This is a genomic window from Paucisalibacillus globulus (assembly GCF_900184735.1).
In the GTDB taxonomy this organism is placed as follows: Bacteria; Bacillota; Bacilli; order Bacillales; family Amphibacillaceae; genus Ornithinibacillus; species Ornithinibacillus globulus_B.
In genome coordinates, this window is record NZ_LT855395.1 from 183,510 (window position 1) to 206,960 (window position 23,451).

At 39.6% G+C, this 23,451-nt stretch carries 26 protein-coding genes and 1 pseudogene; 2 read left to right on the top strand and 25 right to left on the bottom strand.

All coding sequences use genetic code 11. The features are described 5' to 3' along the window. Window positions 1-10: 10 nt before the first annotated feature. Both BN999_RS15160 and BN999_RS15165 read right to left on the bottom strand, forming a co-directional pair. A complete protein-coding gene (locus BN999_RS15160) occupies window positions 11-730 on the bottom strand; it encodes a YwmB family TATA-box binding protein (protein WP_096272686.1) in 720 nt (239 codons plus the stop codon). A 101-nt stretch (window positions 731-831) separates the two neighbouring features. Next, complete coding sequence (locus BN999_RS15165) at window positions 832-1,062, bottom strand: DUF1146 family protein (RefSeq protein ID WP_096272688.1); 231 nt, start codon at window positions 1,060-1,062, stop codon at window positions 832-834. Between the two features lie 355 nt (window positions 1,063-1,417). Here BN999_RS15165 and BN999_RS15170 point away from each other — a divergent pair, with 355 nt between their 5' ends. Continuing rightward, window positions 1,418-1,726 (top strand): hypothetical protein, encoded by a 309-nt coding sequence (locus tag BN999_RS15170; RefSeq protein WP_217988489.1) that lies wholly within the window; start codon window positions 1,418-1,420, stop codon window positions 1,724-1,726. Between the two features lie 177 nt (window positions 1,727-1,903). Here the strand turns inward: BN999_RS15170 and BN999_RS20335 are convergent. From BN999_RS20335 to BN999_RS15265, 19 genes and pseudogenes are all read right to left on the bottom strand, one after another. Next, a pseudogene (locus tag BN999_RS20335) lies at window positions 1,904-2,116 on the bottom strand (transposase); the annotation flags it as partial. A gap of 416 nt (window positions 2,117-2,532) precedes the next feature. Further along, window positions 2,533-2,934: a F0F1 ATP synthase subunit epsilon gene (locus BN999_RS15175; RefSeq protein WP_096272692.1), complete on the bottom strand. Its 402-nt coding sequence runs from the start codon at window positions 2,932-2,934 to the stop codon at window positions 2,533-2,535. A 98-nt stretch (window positions 2,935-3,032) separates the two neighbouring features. Next, complete coding sequence (gene atpD / locus BN999_RS15180) at window positions 3,033-4,424, bottom strand: F0F1 ATP synthase subunit beta (RefSeq protein ID WP_096272694.1); 1,392 nt, start codon at window positions 4,422-4,424, stop codon at window positions 3,033-3,035. 35 nt (window positions 4,425-4,459) lie between these two features. Continuing rightward, window positions 4,460-5,317 (bottom strand): ATP synthase F1 subunit gamma, encoded by an 858-nt coding sequence (gene atpG, locus BN999_RS15185; protein WP_096272696.1) that lies wholly within the window; start codon window positions 5,315-5,317, stop codon window positions 4,460-4,462. A 100-nt stretch (window positions 5,318-5,417) separates the two neighbouring features. After that, window positions 5,418-6,929 (bottom strand): F0F1 ATP synthase subunit alpha, encoded by a 1,512-nt coding sequence (gene atpA / locus BN999_RS15190; protein ID WP_096272698.1) that lies wholly within the window; start codon window positions 6,927-6,929, stop codon window positions 5,418-5,420. A gap of 105 nt (window positions 6,930-7,034) precedes the next feature. After that, window positions 7,035-7,577 (bottom strand): F0F1 ATP synthase subunit delta, encoded by a 543-nt coding sequence (locus BN999_RS15195; RefSeq protein WP_096272700.1) that lies wholly within the window; start codon window positions 7,575-7,577, stop codon window positions 7,035-7,037. Next, window positions 7,574-8,089, bottom strand: a complete 516-nt coding sequence (gene atpF, locus BN999_RS15200; protein WP_096272702.1) for a F0F1 ATP synthase subunit B — start codon at window positions 8,087-8,089, stop codon at window positions 7,574-7,576. The genes BN999_RS15195 and atpF overlap by 4 nt, the downstream gene beginning before the upstream one ends. 133 nt (window positions 8,090-8,222) lie before the next feature. Next, a complete protein-coding gene (atpE, locus tag BN999_RS15205) occupies window positions 8,223-8,435 on the bottom strand; it encodes a F0F1 ATP synthase subunit C (RefSeq protein WP_096272704.1) in 213 nt (70 codons plus the stop codon). 90 nt (window positions 8,436-8,525) lie between these two features. After that, entirely contained in the window at window positions 8,526-9,248 is a 723-nt protein-coding gene (gene atpB / locus BN999_RS15210; protein WP_096272706.1) for a F0F1 ATP synthase subunit A, read from the bottom strand. A 17-nt stretch (window positions 9,249-9,265) separates the two neighbouring features. Beyond that, window positions 9,266-9,640 (bottom strand): ATP synthase subunit I, encoded by a 375-nt coding sequence (locus tag BN999_RS15215; RefSeq protein ID WP_096272708.1) that lies wholly within the window; start codon window positions 9,638-9,640, stop codon window positions 9,266-9,268. Continuing rightward, window positions 9,637-9,861 carry an AtpZ/AtpI family protein gene (locus BN999_RS15220; RefSeq protein ID WP_096272710.1) on the bottom strand — a complete coding sequence of 75 codons (225 nt, stop codon included), beginning with the start codon at window positions 9,859-9,861 and terminating at the stop codon, window positions 9,637-9,639. Before BN999_RS15220 ends, BN999_RS15215 begins: the two co-directional genes overlap by 4 nt. A gap of 441 nt (window positions 9,862-10,302) precedes the next feature. Continuing rightward, a complete protein-coding gene (locus BN999_RS15225; RefSeq protein ID WP_303621465.1) occupies window positions 10,303-12,522 on the bottom strand; it encodes a S8 family serine peptidase in 2,220 nt (739 codons plus the stop codon). A 93-nt stretch (window positions 12,523-12,615) separates the two neighbouring features. Beyond that, window positions 12,616-13,182, bottom strand: a complete 567-nt coding sequence (locus BN999_RS15230) for a dihydrofolate reductase family protein (RefSeq protein ID WP_096272712.1) — start codon at window positions 13,180-13,182, stop codon at window positions 12,616-12,618. A 153-nt stretch (window positions 13,183-13,335) separates the two neighbouring features. After that, complete coding sequence (upp, locus tag BN999_RS15235; RefSeq protein ID WP_096272714.1) at window positions 13,336-13,965, bottom strand: uracil phosphoribosyltransferase; 630 nt, start codon at window positions 13,963-13,965, stop codon at window positions 13,336-13,338. 713 nt (window positions 13,966-14,678) lie between these two features. Then, window positions 14,679-15,914 carry a serine hydroxymethyltransferase gene (gene glyA, locus BN999_RS15245; protein ID WP_096272718.1) on the bottom strand — a complete coding sequence of 412 codons (1,236 nt, stop codon included), beginning with the start codon at window positions 15,912-15,914 and terminating at the stop codon, window positions 14,679-14,681. A gap of 105 nt (window positions 15,915-16,019) precedes the next feature. Further along, the gene (locus BN999_RS15250; protein WP_373453636.1) at window positions 16,020-16,592 is read right to left on the bottom strand and encodes a TIGR01440 family protein; all 573 of its coding nucleotides are present in this window, start codon (window positions 16,590-16,592) and stop codon (window positions 16,020-16,022) included. Between the two features lie 45 nt (window positions 16,593-16,637). Continuing rightward, window positions 16,638-17,084 (bottom strand): ribose 5-phosphate isomerase B, encoded by a 447-nt coding sequence (gene rpiB, locus BN999_RS15255; protein ID WP_096272722.1) that lies wholly within the window; start codon window positions 17,082-17,084, stop codon window positions 16,638-16,640. 26 nt (window positions 17,085-17,110) lie between these two features. Then, on the bottom strand, window positions 17,111-18,403 hold the full coding sequence (locus BN999_RS15260) for a methyl-accepting chemotaxis protein (protein ID WP_096272724.1): 1,293 nt from the start codon (window positions 18,401-18,403) through the stop codon (window positions 17,111-17,113). A gap of 82 nt (window positions 18,404-18,485) precedes the next feature. Continuing rightward, a complete protein-coding gene (locus tag BN999_RS15265) occupies window positions 18,486-19,088 on the bottom strand; it encodes a low molecular weight protein arginine phosphatase (protein WP_096272725.1) in 603 nt (200 codons plus the stop codon). Window positions 19,089-19,493: 405 nt separating this feature from the next. Here BN999_RS15265 and BN999_RS15270 point away from each other — a divergent pair, with 405 nt between their 5' ends. Further along, window positions 19,494-19,688: a DUF2187 family protein gene (locus BN999_RS15270; protein WP_096272727.1), complete on the top strand. Its 195-nt coding sequence runs from the start codon at window positions 19,494-19,496 to the stop codon at window positions 19,686-19,688. Between the two features lie 64 nt (window positions 19,689-19,752). On the opposite strand, the gene BN999_RS15275 is transcribed toward BN999_RS15270, so the two are convergent. The 4 genes from BN999_RS15275 to spoIIR form a co-directional block, all read right to left on the bottom strand. After that, complete coding sequence (locus BN999_RS15275; RefSeq protein WP_096272729.1) at window positions 19,753-20,289, bottom strand: manganese efflux pump MntP; 537 nt, start codon at window positions 20,287-20,289, stop codon at window positions 19,753-19,755. Window positions 20,290-20,864: 575 nt separating this feature from the next. Then, window positions 20,865-21,899 (bottom strand): L-threonylcarbamoyladenylate synthase, encoded by a 1,035-nt coding sequence (locus BN999_RS15285; protein ID WP_096272733.1) that lies wholly within the window; start codon window positions 21,897-21,899, stop codon window positions 20,865-20,867. Window positions 21,900-22,122: 223 nt separating this feature from the next. Then, window positions 22,123-22,524 carry a hypothetical protein gene (locus BN999_RS15290; protein WP_096272735.1) on the bottom strand — a complete coding sequence of 134 codons (402 nt, stop codon included), beginning with the start codon at window positions 22,522-22,524 and terminating at the stop codon, window positions 22,123-22,125. Window positions 22,525-22,602: 78 nt separating this feature from the next. Further along, on the bottom strand, window positions 22,603-23,202 hold the full coding sequence (gene spoIIR, locus BN999_RS15295; protein ID WP_096272737.1) for a stage II sporulation protein R: 600 nt from the start codon (window positions 23,200-23,202) through the stop codon (window positions 22,603-22,605). Between the last annotated feature and the right edge of the window lie 249 nt (window positions 23,203-23,451).

Genomic DNA, 23,451 nt, shown 5'->3' on the forward strand with positions numbered 1-23,451 from the left:
TTTCCTTATATTAATATTCATTTATTAGGATAGGTGTTCCAATCATGTATTGGACATCACCACTAGCAAGGGTTCTTGTTACAATCTGAACATTCACTGGCCTATCCTGAATGGTAATTTTTTGACCCCACGCGGAGGTATACCCATATACTATTTCTATATTTCTTGTCGAATTTATTGTGTCTTTTTGTACATTTATTTGTCGCAAATTAAGCTTTTTAGTAAAACTTTGTATAACATAATCATTTTCAATTATAGCACTAGTTCTCGTAGACATACAAGAGAATATTTTAACGTCTTTTGTAAAATATTTGTTAGTTAAATTGGACTGTAAATTCCTATAGTTAGAAGACACATTTCCATCCCATAAACTTCCTTTTATGGACACCACAAGTTCCGCTTGATACTGCTTTTCTTTCGGGAAAATCACACTATATATTACGTTTATATTACCCGCTTTATGAGCGTCTCTAACTAAATAAATAATACTGTTTTCGTTCTCTTCTTTTGTGACCGTATGACTATTACTTAACTCCTCTAAAATACCTTCTAATTGCGACGCATCCATATTTTCTTTCAACGTTACTTCCCAGCTCTCAATTCCAAGGTCGTTCTCTAATATTATATTTGCTATATCAATAATTTCATATTGTTCTTGTTCCAGTTCCATTGCAAAAACGGTATTTGATATAAATAAGATCATAATACTCATTGCTAAAATTCTTTTCATAGTAAAATCCCCCTTGTTCAACTTATCAACAGTATGAACAAGAGAGATTCATAACATACATCTTTTTTAATAGTTTAGTAGATTCTATATGGACTTTCCTTCTATAGAAGGAATTTAAGATCTTGAGACCATTGTAAGAACTCAAGGAAGAAGCGACTTACCCCTGTTCCTATCACAATGGTTAGAAAAAGTAATAAAATCCTAGCTTCAGTTCCCCTACCTTTTCGAATTAATGGCTCGAAATTTATGGTTTGCATTAACCGCCATGTAATATAGATAAAAAGAATATGGGAAATGATGCTCATCATTGCAACTTGTCCAATTGATAACATTTTGAACCACCTTAATAATAATTATTTCCACTATAAGACTGCCATTTAATGACTACAATGTCAAATGGAATAAGGAATATAAGGCAGTTCGACACTGGAAATGGTTATATTTTATATTTCGCATTTCCCGGGAAATATCGACAAGGATGGAGAAGTTTGTTTGTTTATCAGTTGGAAATGATTTTACAATAGTTATGTTTAGACAGAAGATGATGAAAAGCTGGGTTATTTTGATTGAAATTAAGTGATATATAATATATTGCTGTAAATTCTATAGGTTTATTTGTGAAGTTTTTATATATTTTGAGATTTATTGTGTTTAAGGAGGGGGAATTGTTGTTATGAGGTAATTGTGATGAGTATGGGGATTGAATTTGTTACTGTTAATTCGGAACTTGGGACCTTTTCTACTGAGTTTGTGCCCTATTTGATGCAGCTTGCGACCGTGGGAACTGTCCTTGTTACCATTAGCTCGAATCTTGGGACCTTTTCTACTGAGCATTTGCCCTTTTTGATTGAGCTTGCGACCGTAGCAGCTGTCCTTGTTACCATTAACTCAAATCTTGGGACCTTCTCTACTGAGCTTGTGCCCTATTTGATGCAGCTTGCGACCGTGGGAACTGTCCTTGTTACCATTAACGGTGATGTCAATAAGTCTGTGTAAGATAATTGCTCCTCACCTGATTAGAAAGCGAAGGAGGTTTTATATGGAGTGGCGGGCATGATAACCTTATTGGTTTAGCCAATATCTTTCGATATCTGGCTTCTTGGCTAAAGAGTCATGCCCGCAGAAGCTCCATGTCAAACCGACGTAAAAAAGTAAGAATCCTCATATAATTATTTAATCATTATATCTAGCTTCAAACATCTTTTTTAGTTCACTTTTAACTGAACTAAATTCATTTATAACTCTTTTACTCCATCTCTCATTGAAGTCCTGGGATACGAGGTATACAATCTTTTCAACAGCTTTCTCGTTTGGTAGGCTATTCATAGTCTTTGTTCGTTTTTTAACCTCTTTAATAGTGCGTTCTATGGTGTTAGTTGATATTATTAGTTATACTATTAGACATAGGTAAGGTACTTCCTTTCTGGTTTTTGTGGTTATTAACTAGAGGATTTACCTTACCTTTTTTATTTATACTTATTTACACAAACTATTGTACGTCATCCCATTAACTCGAATCTTGGGACCTTTTCTACTGAACTTGTGCCCTTTTTGATTGAGCTTGCGACCGTATTAGCTGTCCTTGTTACCATTAACTCAAATCTTGTGACCCCTATTCTATTTCATGAGACCGTTAATTCTAACCTTGTTCCCAACCTTTAAAACCATGTGACCAAAACAGCAAACCTTGTGCCCTTACCCGTCCCGCCCCGTGCATCCGTACAAACAGGCAACCTCTCACTACACACCACTCCACCAAAACGAAAAAAATCCCCCGCACTACCGCGGGGGATTTCTTATAATTAATTATTTTGAGCAACGTCCAGACGGTTTGCTGCTCTTCTGAGTGCTAATTCTGCCCTTAGACGATCGATATGATCATCGTTTGAACGAAGGCGTTGTTCGGCACGTTCTCTTGCTTTTTGAGCTCGTGCTACATCGATTTCTGAAGGTTTTTCTGCAGATTGAGCAAGAATTGTTACTTTATCTGGTCGAACCTCCAAGAATCCGCCATTAATAGCTAGCTTGTCTTCACCTGAATCACGCTTTAAGCGAACCGCTGAGATTGCAAGTGGCGCAACCAATGGAATATGCCCTGGTAAAATACCGAGTTCACCATTTTCTGCCTTACAGCTAACCATTTCATACGTATCTTCTAAAACAGGGCCATCAGGAGTAACAACACTCACAGTTAGTGTTTTCAATGTAACCCCTCCTTAGACTGGCTCCACTCTTACACTAAATGTCAGTCAGTTGACTGACATTTAGTGTATAGGTGTTTCCTGAGCCAAATGTCTATTTATTATTCCATGCTTTTCGCTTTTTCTACTACTTCTTCAATGCGACCAACTAGACGGAATGCGTCTTCTGGTAGGTCATCATATTTACCTTCAAGAATCTCTTTAAATCCTTTAACAGTTTCTTGTACTGGTACGTAAGATCCTGGTTGACCAGTAAATTGTTCTGCTACGTGGAAGTTTTGAGATAGGAAGAATTGGACACGACGTGCACGTGATACCGTTAATTTATCGTCATCAGAAAGTTCATCCATACCTAGGATAGCGATGATGTCTTGTAATTCACGGTACTTTTGCAGTGTAGCCTGTACTTCACGAGCAACTTCATAGTGTTCTGTACCCACGATTTCAGGGTCTAGTGCACGAGAAGTTGATGCAAGTGGATCCACCGCTGGGTAGATACCTTGCTCAGAAAGTTTACGATCAAGGTTTGTTGTTGCATCTAAGTGAGCGAATGTTGTAGCCGGAGCCGGGTCAGTATAGTCATCGGCTGGTACGTAAATTGCTTGGATAGATGTAACAGAACCTTTGTTAGTTGATGTAATACGCTCTTGTAATTGTCCCATTTCTGTTGCAAGTGTTGGTTGGTAACCAACGGCTGATGGCATACGACCTAGTAGGGCTGATACCTCAGAACCTGCTTGTGTAAAACGGAAAATGTTGTCGATGAATAATAGCACGTCTGCGCCTTTTTCATCACGGAAATATTCCGCCATTGTAAGACCAGTTAATGCTACGCGCATACGAGCACCAGGTGGTTCGTTCATTTGACCGAATACCATGGCTGTTTTCGTGATAACACCAGAGTCTTTCATCTCGTAGTAAAGGTCGTTACCTTCACGAGTACGCTCTCCAACACCCGCGAATACGGAAATACCACCGTGCTCTTGTGCGATGTTGTTGATTAATTCCTGGATTAATACGGTTTTACCTACACCGGCACCACCGAATAGTCCGATTTTACCACCTTTGATATAAGGTGCTAATAAGTCAACAACTTTGATTCCTGTTTCAAGAATCTCAGTTTCTGTTGAAAGATCTTCATATTTAGGAGCTGCACGGTGAATTGGGTCTAGACGAATACCTTCTGGTAATTCTGGATCCAAGTCAATTTTATCTCCTAATACGTTAAATACTCGACCTAATGTAACGTCACCAACTGGTACTGAAATTGGTCTTCCTAAGTTTTCAACTTGCATACCACGTTGCAAACCATCAGTTGATGCCATTGCGATTGTACGGACAGAGTTATCACCTAGGTGAAGGGCAACTTCAAGAGTTAATGTACCTTCCGCTAGTTTGACAGTTAATGCGTTATAGATTTCAGGAAGCTTGCCGTCTTCGAATTTTACGTCAACGACTGGTCCCATTACTTGAGTAACGTGTCCTAAGCTCATCGATATTTCCCTCCTAACTTACTTTCAACCTTAGATTATTCTAGAGCGCTTGCTCCACCAACAATCTCGGTAATTTCTTGTGTGATTGCTGCTTGGCGTGCACGGTTATAGGACAAGGATAGGTCATCAATAAGATCTGATGCGTTATCACTTGCACTCTTCATTGCCGTCATACGTGCAGCATGTTCACTTGCTTTTGCATCCAGTAATGAACCATAGATAAGACTTTCAGCGTACTGTGGTAACAATACTGCTAGAATTTCTTCCTCACCTGGCTCATATTCGTACTGGCTGCTTGATCCGGTAGTAGTATCCATATTTTCGATAGGCAATAACTGATTCGTTGTAACGACTTGAGATATTGCACTAACATAATGGTTATAAATAATAACTAGCTTATCAATCTCTTGATCCGAGTACATCTGTACTGTTTCAGATGCAATGTCTTTAATGAATGCAAATGAAGGCTGGTCAGGAAGTCCGATAATGCTCTTGGCTACTGGGAAATTACGTTTCTTACAGAAGTCAACAGCCATTCTTCCAATTGCGATGACAGTATACTCGTCACTAGAACTGTGATTTTTCTGGATTGTATTGTTTAAATGTCGCAAAACGTTCGCATTATATGCACCTGCTAAACCACTGTCAGCAGTAATGGCAATATAACCTGTCTTTTTCACTTCGCGTTTTTGGAGCATCGGATGAGTTGCATCGGTATGTTTTGCTATACTTGCTACAACCTCTTGCATTTTTTCGCTATATGGAACGAATGCTTTTGCATTTTGTTCCGCTTTATTCATCTTAGATGCAGAAACCATTTCCATCGCTTTGGTGATTTTTTTCATTTTGGATGTAGAATCAATACGTTTCTTAATATCTCTAAGTGATGCCAAGCTCTTTCACCACCCTTTCATAGCCGAGTTAAAGGGTAAAAAGCTTATGAGATTTAGGTAAACCCCTAAGCTTCTTACTCATCACTCTTAAAGGTATTTATTAATTATCAGATGTTAAAAATGTCTTTTTGAATGCTTCGATAGCACTGTTCATATCCGCTGCTTCTGGAAGGTTTCCAGTGTCGCGAATAGTAGCTAGTAATTCAGGTTTGTTAGAATCTAGCCATACATTGAACTCAGACTCAAAGCGTGTAACATCCTCAACTGGGATATCATCTAAGAATCCTTTTGTTAGTGCATAGATAATCATTACTTGGTATTCCACTTTAAGCGGTTTGTGTAAGCCCTGTTTTAGAACTTCTACTGTGCGAGCACCACGGTTTAGTTTTGCTTGTGTTGCTTTATCAAGGTCAGAACCAAACTGTGCGAATGCTTCTAGTTCACGGTATGAAGCAAGGTCTAGACGTAATGTACCAGCTACTTTCCTCATCGCTTTAATTTGTGCGGAACCACCAACACGTGATACAGAAAGACCTGCGTTGATCGCTGGACGTACGCCAGAGAAGAATAGGTCAGATTGTAAGAAAATTTGTCCATCTGTGATGGAGATAACGTTTGTTGGAATGTATGCAGAGATATCGCCTGCTTGTGTTTCAACAAATGGAAGTGCAGTTAGTGAACCAGCACCAAGTGCGTCACTTAGTTTCGCTGCACGCTCTAGCAACCTTGAGTGTAAGTAGAATACATCCCCTGGGAATGCTTCACGACCTGGAGGACGACGAAGTAATAGGGAAAGCTCACGATATGCTGATGCTTGTTTAGATAAATCATCATATACAACAAGTACGTGCTTGCCATTGTACATGAATTCTTCACCCATTGTTACACCTGCATATGGTGCTAGGTATAATAATGGAGCTGGGTCAGATGCACCTGCAGCTACAACGATTGTGTAGTCTAATGCACCATAACGGCGGAATGTTTCCACTGTTCCACGAACAGTAGACTCTTTTTGACCAATGGCAACATAGATACAGATCATGTCTTGGTCTTTTTGGTTTAGGATAGTGTCAACTGCAACTGTTGTTTTACCAGTTTGACGGTCTCCAATGATAAGTTCACGTTGTCCACGGCCGATTGGTACTAGGGCGTCAATCGCTTTAATACCTGTTTGAAGTGGTTCATGAACGGATTTACGATCCATAACTCCAGGAGCCGCGGATTCGATTGGACGAGATTTAGACGTTTCAATTGGTTTACCACCATCGATTGGTTGTCCTAATGGGTTAACTACACGACCAATTAGTTCCTCACCTACTGGCACTTGCATGATACGTCCTGTACGACGAACTTCGTCGCCTTCTTTAATTTCAGTGTAAGGTCCAAGGATAATAATACCGACGTTAGACTCTTCTAAGTTTTGCGCCATACCCATTACACCGTTTGAGAATTCAACAAGCTCTCCAGCCATGACATTGTCAAGACCATGAGCACGTGCGATACCGTCACCAATTTCAATAACTGTTCCGACATCACTTACTTCAATATCTGAATCGAAATTTTCGATTTGCTGTTTTATCAGTTTACTGATTTCTTCAGCTTTGATGCTCATACCATTTCACCCCTATCATCAAATTAGGTTAGAAAAACTCGCATTCGCACGACCTTGGCGAAGTTTTTTCATTTTTCTAGTCGCACGGAAAGGGTTTATACTTTCCTAACTACCAAGTTTAATATTTAACTCAATACGACGTAGTTTTCCACTTATAGTTCCATCATAAATGGTGTTACCCATGCGGATCTTCACACCACCAACAAGGCTAGGGTCTACTACATTTTCCAGCTTGACCACTGATTTGTTCAAACGTTTTGCGAATGAATGTTCAAGGTCTGCTTTCTCGGCATCGGATAACATACGAACAGAATATACTTTACCTTGTGCAACACCGCTAGCTTCGTTCACAAGCGTTTCAAAAGCATCCACAACATCTGTTGTCATTCCAATACGATGACGTTCTACAAGGATTTTCAATGTGTTCAATACATCATTTGAAACACCTTTAAATACTTCATCTAGGAAATTGCGCTTTTTCTCGTTTGTAACACGTGGATGTGCTAGGAATGCATGTAGTTCTTTGTTTTCCCCGAAAACTTGCTTTACAACCCGAAGTTCTTCTAGCAAGTCATTTAAGTTAGACTTTTCACTTGCTAGTTGGAAAAGAGCATCTGCGTAACGTTTTGCAACTACTGCTTCACTCATCGCTCTTCTCCTACCTCTTTAATGTATTCGTTGATCAATTTCTCTTGATCTTGTGCACTTAATTCTTTCTCAATAACCTTACTTGCAATAAGTACAGATAAGGACGCAACTTGCTCTTGAAGTGCTTGAAGTGCTTTTTCTTTTTCATTTTGAATATCTTGTTGTGCTGATTTTTTGATACGTTCTGCTTCCCTGCGCGCGGACTCGATAATGTCTTGTTCTTGCTTCACACCAGCAGATTTAGCATCTTCTATAATCTTTTGTGCTTCTAATTTTGTTTGCTTTAATTGTTCTGTAGCTTCTTTTGCTGCTTTCTCTGCTTCTAGTCTAGAGCTTTCTGCAGCTTCGATTTCACTAGCTACATATTCTTCACGCTTTTTCATCATATTCATTACTGGTCCCCAAGCGAACTTACCAACTAGGAAAAGTAATAAAATGAAGAAGAAAAGCTGTACTAACATGTCTCCACCATGGAATCCACCAAGTGATGCGTATATAGTGAATGCTTGCACTCGAATTCACTCCTTTCAGACCTGATTCAATCTTCTAATCAATTTGTTCATTGTTCATTTCTTACTCAGGTAAAAACAACGGCGAAGTTATATTGGACATCTTCGCCATGTTAAAAATGAATATAATTTTTAATTAGTTACCCATTACCATTAATGCGATAACTACTGCGATGATAGGCATAGCCTCTACTAGACCTACACCGATGAACATTGTAGTTTGAAGTTGACCTTTAAGCTCAGGTTGACGAGCGATTCCTTCCACTGTACGACTAACGATCATACCGTTACCAATACCTGCACCAAGTGCTGCTAAACCTACTGCTACTGCTGCTGCTAAAGCTCCCATAATATAAAATCCTCCTTAAAATGTATAAATAATTTTTTTAATAATTTCCGGTTTTAACAGTTTGCTATTAAAACTGGTTAATTAATGAGATTAATGTTCTTCACTAACTTTATGCGAAATGTAAACCATTGCAAGCATTGTGAAGATAAATGCTTGGATACCTCCGATAAATATAGAGAATCCTTGCCATGCTAAGAATGGAATTGCTCCACCGATGAATCCCCAGAATCCTGAAGTTGTTAAGCCTACTAATAAAGCTAGTAGAACTTCACCGGCATAAAGGTTACCAAATAGACGAAGACCGAGAGTCAACGTATTGGCAAACTCTTCAATAAGTTTGATTGGGAATAGAAACGGTAGTGGTCTGAAATAATCTTTGATATATTCTTTACCACCGCGTAATTTGATCCCGTAGAAATGAGATAATAGAATTACCATTGCTGCTAGTGTCAGGGTAATACCAGGATCTGCTGTTGGTGATTTCCACCAAACATCACCATTGTATACTCCGTTAGTTATAACACCAAGCATATTACCTACTAAGATGTAAGTAAATAATGTCAGTGCTAATGGTAAAAATAGCTTACCAGTCTTCCAATCCATTGTGTCATTAATGATTCCTTTAACAAAATCTAGAATCCATTCCATGACATTTTGAGCACCAGTTGGTTTCATTTGTAACTTTCTAGCACCTAACACGGATAGGACAAATACGATTAATGAAGTTACGATAATCATAAATACATTCGACAAATTGAAATCGAGCCAACTAATTCCAAAGACGTCGTGTACTATCGGCGCCCCATGATCCATACTTATTCACCCCTCTTTCAAGCGCTGTCCTTATTTTTGTTCATTAAAAAATCTATCATAATGACTAAGTAAGAAGTCATTAATCCAATTATGACAGCAATCATATCAAAATATTCTTCGTATCGAAGAGCAATGATGACTGCTAAACTGGCTGCGGCGAATCTGGAAATCATCCCTATTCCTCGTGGTTTCTCACTTTTCGCGACTGCTTCTGTAAATTCAATTGTCTTCTTTTGTAATAGATAAAGGTTGTAGAAGCTTATTGCGCTCCCTAATAGAAGCCCGAGGAAAACACGTAAATAAGGAGTAAATCCTGCCCCAAGTACAAGAATTGCTAATAGGTAAAACATCCACTTACGTTGACGGGCATATTGATTTTCGTTGTTGGTCATTCCTTATTATCTCCCGTTTCCGTGAATTTCCTAACAGTTGTCACCATTCCATAGATTCCTGCAGCTAGTCCTAATAGAAGCCCAATTATTGTGAAAATTGGCTTTGCAGCTAATTCATTATCGACCCAGCTACCAAGGAAAATCCCTAGAATCGTTCCACCTGCTAAATTAGCAGAAACTGCACTTGCTAACACAACTTGCTGATGTGGTTTTTTCCCCATATTTTTCACTCCTCTTATAGAGTTCATCGGGGATAAAGTAGATTTGGAGAGGTTCATCAACTATGACTATGTAAGATACGAAATTGTACACAGTTATGCAGTTTAATGAAAACCTTATCATTCATTCCACACTAAGTCAGTTTACATTAGCCCACCTTTGTTTGTCAATTGAATTCCATGTAAATTTGACATATTTCATGCATTCCATTTTTTGTATATTTAATTGATGTTTCTGAATGCTATGAAATTGGATATTCCTACCTCATTATATCGGATTCAGGCGCTGTTATAAGTGACAGTTTTGTGAACAAGGTTTGGATTTTTGGGGTTATTTTTTGGACTAGAGAGGATTGCTTTTTTAGGAGGATTTTTTGTCGAAAAAGTTACCCAGGCAGTATTTTTGGATATTCTGCCTGGGCTTGTAGTTTTGTCTTTATAAGATTACAGTTCTGGACTAATAACAAGCTCTGTTTCATAACTTTCATATGTTCCGTCCTCAAGCTGCAACGTTATAATGGCCAAGTAGCTACCTGGTTCACCGATTTCTCTTTTATTGATATATCCCTCATTCATCCCAACTTGAGTATCCTCAGTTTGAAAGAGTGTCCGATTATAGAGTAGTGTTTGTGGGTCATAGAATTCTACCTCGACGCTTCGTGTTTCTTCTGTTAGATATAGTCGGTAGACATACTCATCTTTTGAAAATGGTTTAAGCGAAAATTCAAAGCCAGTTGCTTTTGGATATTCTGCCGTTTCATTTATAAATAAGTATGGTAAATAATAGGTTTCGCCTTCTGAGCTTAATTGAAGCCACCCTTGATGAATTCCTTTCTTCATCTGAGGAGATGTGATACTTAGTTCAATTGGGATTTCTATTTTTTTACCTGCTTTGACTGTAAAAGGTAGAGGTAGATTCCAGCTTAATCCGGCTTGCTTCATTGGAATATTAAAGGAAAATTTCCTCGGCTTTTTAGATGTATTCTCTATCGTTAGGTTCACTGTTGTTGTTTTTCGGTATTCGTTGATTTTTCCAAATGTGAGTGATGGATTATAGATAATGGCTGGTGTTTCAATGGCAGCTTTCGGATTGACTTTTCCCATTCCTTGGACGATTGGATCTGCTGGTTGACCTTCTTCGTCATTCACTCGTTGCGCAGTTGTTTTCAGTGCACCGAAGATTTGTTCATTGCTCCAATTTGGCTTGGCTTCCTTCAGGAGGGCAATAACGCCAGCAACATGTGGTGCTGCCATACTTGTTCCTTGTAGTGGCATATACCCTCCAGGTACAGTACTTAATATATTGGTTCCAGGAGCAAGTACATCCGGTTTGATTTCCCAATTAACAGTCACCGGACCTCTAGAACTAAAGGCTGCAGTTCCGCTACTCGTTTTTTCATAAATGGTTTCGATAAAGGGATGTCGTTGTTCAGATGCAAATTGACTCAACCACTCTCCATCCTTCTTTGTTACAGATACTACTGGAATGGTTATCGGTTGTCCCTGGTCATGGATAGCCCCTTGAAATAGCCCGTCCTCATTATTGTAAATGACGGCTGCAATGGCTCCCTTTTCCTCTGCTTCCTTTGCCAGTTCATAGAATGGAATCTCTCCCCTTTTTATTAGAGCAATTTTACCTTCCAAATTTGAAGACTTACCGGTTGCAACTTGATAGTCCATAGAAAGTTCCCATGGGACAGATCCTACCATTGGTAAGATGGGTATTTTTTTACCTGCAAATGAGTCGTATAACATGGGGACAGTCTGGGAGTTGGCAAAAGCTCCAACTGCTAATGCTTTTGTTGCGGTTGCTGGAGCTCCAACTGTCCAATTATCCGGTCCACTATTTCCATTGGCAATGACCACCGCCACCCCAAGTTCTGCTGCACGATTTACGGCGACACTCGTTGGGTAGTCAGGTCCATTTACCGAGTTTCCGAGTGAAAGATTGATAATATCGACTCCGTCTTCTACCGCTTGTTCCATGGCCGCGATAACTTGTACAGAAGTCCCGCTCCCTCCAGGGCCAAGTGCCCGGTATGCACGAATCTTAGCATCTGGGGCAACCCCTTTCAAACTACCATCTGCAGCGATAATTCCTGCAACATGACTCCCGTGATTCGTTGGCATCCCTTCTGTTTCCAAGGTCTCCATAGGATCTTTATCTAGGTCAACCAAGTCATACCCACCTTCATAATTCTCTTTCAAATCAGGGTGGGTATGGTCGATGCCTGTATCCACTACTCCAACCGTGATGCCTTTGCCGGTGAAAGTCGTATTATTTAGAGTGGATGGTAATACAATATCGGGATTACCTTGTGTGACATCTTCGACTGTACTTGCTGGTTTTTGATAAAGGTTTGTTTTTATGGAATTGGTTTGGTATGTCTGGACAGTGTGTACGGCTTTGACAAAATCAAGGGTTCCCATCTTAGCTAAATCATTTGGTGAGCCTTGTAATGCCAAACCATTAAAAAGCTTATTATATGTAGCGATTACGGTGATGAATGGATGATAGGTTTCTAAGTACTTTTTATGTTCTAGCGGGTTACCCTCTACTTCAATGATGATGGATTGGTCTTCTTCTTGGGCTTGGGCGGGGCTTTGAATTGTGATGGTCATTATTATGGAAAATGCTACTATAGCTAATCGTAAGTAACGCACACAAACTCCTCCTTAGCTATTAGCATTTGTATTTTTTGTTGGATTGATACATGGATGTTTCATTGCTTGGTTGTTAGGAGAAGAGTGCGTTATTTAACCCAAATGATAGATTAGTTGCACTACACCAGATTTGAATGGTCTTGTGTTAACTAGTTTTAAATTTACTCTATCTTTAATATCAGTGAATAATGGTTTTCCTTCTCCCAATATAACGGGATGAACGGATAATCTAAATTCATCCACCAGACCTAGATTAACGAAGGTGGTAATTAGACTTGCCCCACCATATAGCCAGATGTCCTTGCCAGGTTTGTTCTTTAGTTTCGTTATTTCTTGAACAAGATTATCGTTTATATATGTAGCCTTTTGGTCATTTTCTCCTGTTTGGGTTCTAGAAAATACATATTTATCTTTACTATGAACGATGTTCCACATTTCTTTATCCATTTGTGAATCGTCTTCTTTTGGCTTGTATTGCCCCCAAAGGTCATAGCTTTTTCTACCGTAAAGAATGGTGTCGATTTGATCCAAAAATATAGTAAATCCCATTTCATCGTCCATGATACACCAGTCAATCTCACCATTTTTTCCTTCGATAAAACCGTCTAGGGTTACTGCTAGGTCTAGGATTACTTTTCTTCGGTTGTTGGTATTCGACATGGTTATTCCTCCTTTTTGTTGTAAAAATGATGACTACAAATTGATAATGGTCAATTTGTAGTCATCATTTAATTAGTTATTTAATAAAGTACTCACTCATCGCACTCGCTGTAAGTGATACTTCTGCATCATCATATGTTCTGATATGATAGCTTACTTCGTTCCAAATAAACGGTCACCAGCGTCTCCAAGACCTGGCACGATATAAGCATGATCATCTAATTTTTCATCAAGTGCAGCTAAATAAATATCTACATCTGGATGATGTTCTTTAATTACCTCTACACCCTCTGGCGCTGCAATCAAGCACATTAAACGAATATTCTTCGCACCACGATTCTTCAAGGATTGAATGGCATCATTGGCAGAGCCACCAGTCGCAAGCATTGGGTCAATGACAATCAACTCACGCTCATGGATATCTGAAGGAAGCTTTATGTAATATTCAACTGGTTTCAATGTTTCTGGATCACGGTATAATCCAACATGTCCAACTTTTGCAGCAGGAATTAATTTCAACATTCCGTCCACCATGCCAAGTCCAGCACGTAGAATTGGAACAAGCCCAATCTTCTTACCAGCTAATACTTTTGTTGTAGTTGTTGTAACTGGTGTTTCAATTGTCGTTTCTTCCAGTGGTAGGTCACGAGTAATTTCAAATGCCATCAGCATTGCAACCTCATCCACCAACTCACGAAATTCCTTTGTTCCCGTATTTCTATCTCGGATAAATGATAATTTATGTTGGATCAACGGATGATCTAAAACATGTACATTTCCCATTTAGCGATCACTCCTTATCGAATTGTTTACATCTTTAAAATTGTACTGAAAAAACGGGACATATTCAAGGTAGAGATATGAATTGTTGAGAAACTGTAATGGGATGGTGGTGGAATTGTGTTATTTTGAGAGCGCGGGGTTGGGTTTGTGACTGATTTTGGGAAGGTTGTGACCGTGGTGGGTGAGCTTGTGACTGCGGGGCCTGGGCTTGTGACTGATTGTAGCGAGCTTGCGACTGATTATGGGAAACATCTGACTGAGAAACTTAAGCTTGTGCCCGACTGAGAAAAGCTTGCGACCGAGAAACTTGAGCTTGTGACCGATTATGGGAAACATGCGACCGAGAAACTTGAGCTTGTGCCCGACTGAGAAAAGCTTGTGACCGAGAAACTTGAGCTTGTGACCGATTGAGAAAAGCTTGTGACCGAGAAACTTGAGCTTGTGACCAATTTGGGAAAACTTGTGTCCGAGAAACTTGAGCTTATGACCAATTTGGGAAAACTTTTGACCGAGGGACCTGGGCTTGGTACCAATTGCCGAAAGCTTGTTACCAAAGTACTCTTGCTTGTGCCCATTCCACATATGTATGCGCCCGCAAGTTACGAGCTTGCACCCAATCCCTAGCACCATTTACACAAATCAAATTGCCAAACCCCCATCAACACAAACAACAAAAAAGAGGACACCAAACCTGGTATCCTCTCCCTAATATTTTACACATATAAAGGTGATTTTTCTGTTAATGCTAGTACACGGTCTGCTGCTTCTTTTAGTACTGTTTCATTTTCATGATCATGTAGGGTCATGGAAATGATGCTTGCGATTTCGCGCATTTCTTGTTCTTTGAAGCCACGAGTTGTAACAGCTGGTGTTCCGATGCGGATTCCGCTTGTTACGAATGGGCTTTCTGTGTCGAATGGAATCGTGTTTTTGTTCACTGTGATTCCGATTTCGTCTAAGACATGCTCTGCAATTTTTCCAGTGATGCCAAGTGGTGTTACATCTAGTAATAATAGGTGGTTGTCTGTACCGCCTGATACTACACGGATTCCTTCTGCCACTAATGCTTCCCCTAGTGCTTTTGCATTGGCGATGATTTGCTGGTTATATACTTTGAAATCATCGGATAGTGCTTCTTTGAATGCCGTTGCTTTTGCAGCGATGATGTGCATTAATGGACCACCTTGCATTCCTGGGAATACTGCTTTATCCACTTTCTTTGCATATTCTTCTTTACAAAGAATCATTCCGCCGCGTGGACCACGTAATGTCTTATGAGTTGTTGTTGTGACAAAGTCTGCATATGGTACTGGATTTGGGTGTAGACCAGCTGCTACCAGTCCTGCGATATGCGCCATGTCTACCATTAGATAGGCACCAACAGCATCTGCTATTTCACGGAATTTAGCAAAGTCAAGCGTGCGAGAATAGGCACTTGCTCCTGCTACGATTAATTTTGGATTCACTTCTTTTGCTTTTTCTAGCACCTTATCATAATCCAGTGTTTCGGTTTCTTTTTCCACACCATAATCTACAAAGTTGTATAGTGTTCCACTAAAGTTAACAGGGCTACCATGTGTTAGATGCCCACCGTGATTTAGATTCATACCAAGGACTGTATCTCCTGGCTCAAGCATGGAGAAATATACAGCCATATTTGCTTGTGCACCAGAGTGTGGTTGTACGTTAGCGTGTTCTGCACCAAATAGCTCTTTTGCACGGTCACGAGCTAGGTTCTCCACTACATCAACATGTTCACAGCCACCATAGTAGCGTTTACCTGGATATCCTTCTGCATATTTGTTAGTAAGTACGGATCCCATTGCTTCCATTACCGATTCTGATACAAAGTTTTCAGATGCGATTAATTCGATTTTAGTTTGTTGGCGTTTTTTTTCTGCTTCCATTGCTTCAAATAGTTCGTGGTCTGTTTGTTTTAAGTGTTCCATTGGTAATCCTCCCTGTGGTTATGATTTCAATGCCGACCATTGGCCAGCATCAGTAGCATGTATTTTCTTTTAAAAAATAACAACCTATTTATCTAAGAAACTTTATCAATAAGGATTTCTATCTCCTGGCACACCATAAAATGCTCTTGATCCGCCTATTAATTTAGGACGGGTTTTGGCGGCGTTCACTCTTGCTTGGCCTATGTATCGTTGGTTTAGTCTTATAGGTACGGCAACATGTTTGAGGTGCATACCGATCATGGTTTCTCCTATGTCAATGCCGGCATGGGCTTTAAGGTGTTCCACGACAACTGGGTTTTCCATATGTTTATAGGCATAGGATGCCATGGCCCCTCCTGCTTTCGGTACAGGAATGACCGATACCTCTTCTAACCCGAATTCCTCGGCTGTCTCTCGCTCTACTACAAGTGCCCGGTTTAGATGTTCACAGCATTGAAACGCTAGATGGATTCCAGTTCTTAATTTAGCCGCTGTTAATGCAGAAAATAATTGTGCTGCGATATCTTCATTTCCGGATGTACCAATATGTTCACCAGCAACTTCGCTTGTTGAGCAACCGGTTACAAAAATGGATCCGCTCTTAAGAATGTTCTGATTCTCAAGCTCTAATAAAATAATTTGTGAATCTCTTTTTATACTATCCATTGTCTTATCCATCACCTTACTTAGATATTTGGCGGGGTGGACTCCCCGCCATAATAATTATAGATTTTTATCTTCGTAAGCAGTTAACTTATCAAGGCGTCTTTGGTGACGGTCCCCTTCGAAATCTGTTTCTAACCATGCTTTTGCGATCTCTCTAGCAAGACCAGGGCCAATTACGCGCTCCCCTAATGCAATCATATTGGAATTATTGTGCATACGAGTTAGTTTAGCACTGTAAACATCAGAAAGAAGTGCACAACGAATTCCTTTTACTTTGTTTGCTGCAATGGACATTCCAATTCCAGTTCCACATACTAGAATTCCACGGTCAAATTCACCACTTGCAACTCGTTCCGCTGCTGGTAGGGCATAGTCAGGATAATCTACCGATGTTTCACAGCTACAGCCTGTATCCTCATATGCAATACCCATTTCATCTAGTAAGCTTTTTACTTCATTACGTATCGTCATTCCTGCGTGGTCACCTGAAATAATTACTTTCATTGTTATTAGCTCCTTCTCTTGTTGTATTAGTTCATACGGAATTTTTGTATTTGATTATTTAACTCACTAGCTTGCTCCTCTAATTCATGGACGAGATGATCCACTTTACCAATAGAAGCCGCTTGCTCGTGTATAGAAGCATTCACTTCTTCTGCTCCTGCTGACGTTTCTTCTGCAATCGCTGCAACCTCTTGAGATTGTGAGGCTGTCGCTTGGATTGAAGCTAGTTGTTGATTCACGATAGATAAGATTACATCAATTTCACCAGCTACTTCTTCCACTGAACCAGACATTTGCTCAATGGAGGCGTTGGTTGTCACACCATTATTTGATTCTCGAATTGCGAGCTGAACATTTTCATTAATCTTATTCACTACTTGGTTCACATCATCTTGAATAGCTTCGATTAAACTAGAAATACGTCCAACCGCTTGGGCGCTTTGATCTGCTAACTTACGAATTTCTTCTGCAACTACCGCAAACCCTTTTCCATGCTCCCCTGCTCTTGCCGCTTCAATCGAAGCATTAAGCGCTAGAAGGTTCGTTTGTTCGGCAATTTCTCCAACCATGGTGATGATGGACTCCACTTGAAGTGCATTTTCTTTTAAATGATCAACGTCCTTCAAGGATAGCTCTTGATCTTTTGCTAGTTTTTGAATACCTTCGACCAGTTGATGTACTACTTGTTTACTGTCATTTAAAGTTGATAGCATGGTTGTTGACTTCTCTTTGGATAGTCCCGCTTTTTCTTGAACCTTCTGTGCTAAAGCAGTTGCTTCTTCCACAGATTCAACGGTTTGCTGAATTGCTTCAGATGAGCTCTCTGCTCCCTTTGAAATATCCTCAACCGATGCACTAATTAAATCGGAATGCTGCGCAACCATGCTAGAAGCAGCTCTGAGTTGTACTACCGATTCATTCGTATTCTTGAAATGGACATCTATATTTTGCACCATTTCTTGAAGATTTTTTAGCATCGTATCAAATGATGTGCTTAACGCACGGATTTCATCATCAGAAGACGGAATTACTACCTCTTGGTTAAGTTGTCCATTTGCTACTTCTGAGGCAACAGCTGCCAACCGATCCAATGGTTTGGTAATCAACCTAGCCGCAAAAAATGCTAACAGTCCAGACCAGATGATACCTAAGAGTAAAATTACAATAGTATAAACTTCCATGGAAACCTGCCAAAAATCTACTACATAGTCATAAAGAAAGTACAGAAAGAATGCACTAGTGGAGTAAGTAATAATCGCTAATATTGTTGTGAATAATACAAGCTTTAATCTTAATCCAAAGCGGTATTTTTTGCTCATCTCGTTTTTCCCCCAGCTTGTGTAAGTATTTTCTATTTTTATTTAGCTCGAGCACTGTAAAGGGCGCTATTAGCTTTTTTATTTATTTTATCTTTTTTAGTAATAGCTCAATATAATCTTCTAATTCTTCTAGTGTTTTTTGATATGTGGCTATGTCTCCACCGAATGGGTCGGAAATATCATAGTTGATTAAGCTGCTTTCTAGTTGACTAATCTTCTGGATATCAGGTTGTAAATATTCACGGAGCTTTTCTTCCAGTTGGACATTATTCAATTTATGTTGATATTCTTGGATGATTTGAGATTTTTTCATTTCATATTCCGCATAAAGCGATTTCAATTCATCCCATACTTTCCGGTCAGAGTCCGATACAAATTCCTTTAATGTATAATACTTATCTTGAAAATTAGGATATTCCATGATGAGTGACTGCTTGTGTCCTGTTGTCATTAATAGTACAACGTCCGCCCAATTTAGAAGTTTTTCATCAACCGGTTTGGATTGATGGCTAAGCTCGATTCCCTTCTTGTCTAAAAGTGTAACAACATGCTTTGATGCACGTTGATTTTTAGCCGCAAAGATTCCTGCTGATTTTACTTCTGCTCCTGGTAATTTACTTTTTAACAAAGCCTCAGCCATTGGACTACGACAAGTATTACCAGTACAAACAAACAAGATTTTCATGAAGAACCTCCATTCCGGTGAGAATCATCTATATAACTAAAATATAACATAGAATTATGACAGTTGACAGAAAAAGAATATAAAGTAAAATACAATACAACAGAGAATTCTGAATTCCGATTCAGTTTGTGTTTTCTTTCCAAAAATGATTACTTTGGTACAACATTCAAAAACCTCATAGTGCATTAGACCTAGATAATTTTTCATAAATTCGTTAAAAGTGAGAAAAATGTAGAAATTCTAATTCATAAGTATTACTATTAAGAGGATGAAATAAAAATACCTAAGCTACCAATTTACTATTTCAATTTGCACTTTCCATTTTGTTTAACATAGCCCTTGGTATTTCTCTATACAATATAGAGAAGTCTCATTTAGGTATTATCCTTTGGGAGGGGAAAAGAAATGAATAATAATGAAACAGCAAATGTAGGGGATGTTGTCCTTTTTGACAGAAGGAATCAACAGTATGAAGGTAAAGTATTTCAAGTAAGGGAAAATAGTGTACTAGTTGAATTATCAAAGGATGCAGCAAAGATTTTAGGGTATGAAATGCCTAACACTGTAGTGAGACACGGAAAATATAGTATTATATCATAATGAACTGGGAGACTTCTCCCTAACAAATGAGGATGCCCATATCGGACATCCTCTTATTAATTTCTTAGAAAATGATATAGAGGCCAAATCCACAAAGAATACTACCTCCAAGTATTTCGCTATAGGCACCTAATAATCCTTGCGCTTTTCTCCCAATTAGCATCCCAGCCCAAGTTAAGACCATACTACTTGCCCCGAAAAGTATTATAGTTAGAGCTGTTTTCACCTCAGATAACCCTAAGCTTAGACCAACAGAAAAACTATCAATACTAACACTTAAGGCTAAAATTACTAACCCTAAGCCTGCAGTCTGCACAACTTTTGTCGCTTCATGATTAAAGGCTGAAAACAACATATGTGCCCCAATCGCAAACAGCAACAGACCGCCAGCCAAGGTTGTCCAATCGCCAATTTGCCCGGAGATAAATTTCCCTACCACAATTCCCAGGAACGGCATGATAATGTGGAATAATCCAATCACAATGCCAATAAACGCAATTCGCTTCAACCGAACCTTCTGCATACCCAGCCCAAGGCTAACAGAAAAAGCATCCATTCCTATAGCAACAGCCATCATTAATACTGAAATTATTTCACCCATGAATCATCCCCCTTGGACATGCCTTTTACACTATATGCTGGGGTGGATGGGAATATGATTGGTGCGTGGGATTGGGTTTATGCTTTGAGGTTTTGGGCGCATGGTCCGTGGAGGCGGGCTCATGGTTCGTGGGATCGGGCGCATGATCCCTGGGATTGGGTGCATGGTGCGCGGGATTGGGCGCATACTCCCTGGGGGCGGGCTCATGATGCGCGAGATTGGGCGCAAGCTCCGTGGGATCGGGTACATGATGCGCGGGATTGGGCGCATACTCCGTTGGGGCGGGCTCATGATGCGCGGGATTGGGCGCATACTCCATGGGGCGGGCTCATGATATGCGGGATTGGGCGCATACTCCGTGGGACCGGGCACATGATATGCTGGATTGGGCGTATAGTCCATGAGTTCGGGTTCATGGTGCGCTAGATTGGGCGCATACTCCGTGGGTTCGGGCGCATGCTCCAGTTTTACGGGCACATGCTCCAAGATTACAAGCACAGTCACTAAAATCGGGAGCAAGCCATAAAAAAAGAGGCGCATGCTAACCGGTTTTGGTTACATGCGCCACTTCCTCATCATTCCACAATATATCGACTTGCTGCTTTTCGTAATCGGTTCATTACCGCCTGGCCAATTCCGATTTCTGGGTAGGTATCGCAAAGAATAATATCCACATCACCTTGCTTGAATTTCCGCAATCCGTCATAGAGATTGGAGGCCACTTCTTCAAGAGATTCTCCTAGGGATATTTTTTCGTCTACCGTTAGCTTTTCTAATATGTTTCGATTTGCTAGGACGCCGACGCGTTTACCTTCTGCTTTTAGTTGAATATAGGTTTCTTGTATTTTTTCACTGCCGCCTTCAATCAACCACATTGGTACTTCTGGTGCATAGTGTTTGTATTTCATTCCAGGAGCTTTTGGCTTTTCTGTTGCACTTGCACTTTGGAGGGCGGGATCCATCATTACTTTTCCAACAACCTCCTCTAGTTCCTCTAGGGAGATTCCACCTGGTCTTAGGATAATGGGGATATCTTGTGTACAATCTACCACAGTTGATTCCAACCCAACACCGGTTGGACCACCATCTACTAGCCCTGCTATTTTTCCATGTAAATCATCCCACACATGTTCAGCTGTTGTTGGGCTTGGTTTTCCTGATAGATTTGCACTTGGTGCGGCAATGGGTGTGTTACAAGCCTTTAATAGTTTAAGTGCTACGGGATGACTCGGTATACGTACTCCGACTGTTGTTAAACCAGCTGTTACGTTATCTGCACAAGTCCCGTTAGATGGTAATACATAAGTAATCGGCCCAGGTGAAAATGTGTCTATTAATTTTTCCACATAACTAGGAACAGATTCCACCAGTTGGAATAATTGTTCTTTTGTAGCAACATGGGCGATTAGTGGGTTATCTTGCGGACGACCTTTTGCTTGGAAAATTTTCGCTACAGCCACACTATTGGTTGCATCTGCCCCCAGACCGTAAACCGTTTCTGTCGGGAACGCTACCGTTTCACCTGCTTTCAATAGTTCGCCAGCTTCTATGATCCTCATTTCATTATTTGTTCCAGTTTTCATTACATTCCATCGTTTCGTTTCTACCATTCCTACTACCTCTTTTCTTTCCTCATTTTATCGGAATGATATTGTTTTCGCAAAATATATAGTTATCCACAAAATAAAAGGAAAATCTGCAGTTTATCCACAGATTTTCCAAACAAACGTTTATTTTATTGTGCTTACTAACACGTTATCCACCAATTTTTGATTTATCGACAGTTTTCTCACAACTTATGCACAAGCCCTTGTGGATTATGTGCATAATCCCTTAGGAAACCTCGTATGCCCACCAATTCCCTTGTTTAGGACGCGTACTATTCACATTCAGTGCCTCTTTTTGTGGGTGGAATTGCAGTGCTCCCAGTAAAATGTCTACTACCGGTTGATGACTATGTACATAGACTTTTTTTGCTTTTTTGGTTTTTGCTAATACAATGATCATCTCTAGTAAGACTGGTAGGGATTGAGCAGCCTCTTTTGAAATATAGAGTTGCTTTAACCAAAAAATATCATCTTCTACCGTTGATAAGACAAAACATCCTTTGATTTCATCACCAATCTCCACTACATAGCCGCCCTGTAGTAAACTCTTCTGATCCACTTGATCTGTCGTACTTAAAAATTCTGTTATTCTATCCTCTGCTACTTCGCTTGCAATCAATAATCTCATCTTTTACACCCCTGTTATTAGTAGAATACTTCATTTAGAATCTCGCTTTTCTAGCATTTTATGCAAGGGTACTATATTCTATGACAAACCGAGCCATTCAAATAGGAAAAATTTTATCTTCAAGCCATTATCTTGTTGTGCTTCTTCTTCAAAACCACCAGGGCTTGCAGCCGCTACACTAATCCCATTGGCAAAGTCTAGGAAACATAATGGAGGGAATAATACACACCACCAATTGGACCCTTCTCCTTCACCAATTGTAATTAAGATGGCTTCATATTCACCTGCTGGATATAAATACGATCCATATATTTTCGTGGGGAAACTTACACTATCATTATATTCCACATCAAAATCTCGCTTTTCCCCTTCTTCTGCTAGTGTCTGTTTCACAATCTCACTAATCTCAGGTATTCTATTTTCTAATAATTTCCTTGCTTCCTCTATATCCGTGATTTCAGCTACCCATTCTGTAATGGCAGCATTCACTTGATCACGAACTTTTTGCTTAATTTGCTGGTCTGCATCATTATCACTGTTCGCTAAAATCCTTAAGCGAATCGCATCATCTGGTATAACTTGATAATCATCAAAATTATTTTCTTCACCCTTGCCCTTGATAGGCAAAGTAAGTGCTATCATAATTATTATAATTAGAATAAATGCAAATTTCTTCATTTCCCCATCCCCCAGTTACTGAATTAGTCATAGTATGGACAGGCGGAAAAGTTTTTAAACTAGTAATCTAGTAATTTTAATAAAACTAGTTATTGGCACTAGTTAATAACTGTTAACAAATGGGGATGGTTTAACGTGTCAGTTCTGTTTTCGTAATGACATAGGTAATTGATAAAATCCCATTTACCGAAAATATCTCCATATGATTAGGTTCTTATACCAACGAGTATATTATTTTTTTAACTGTGG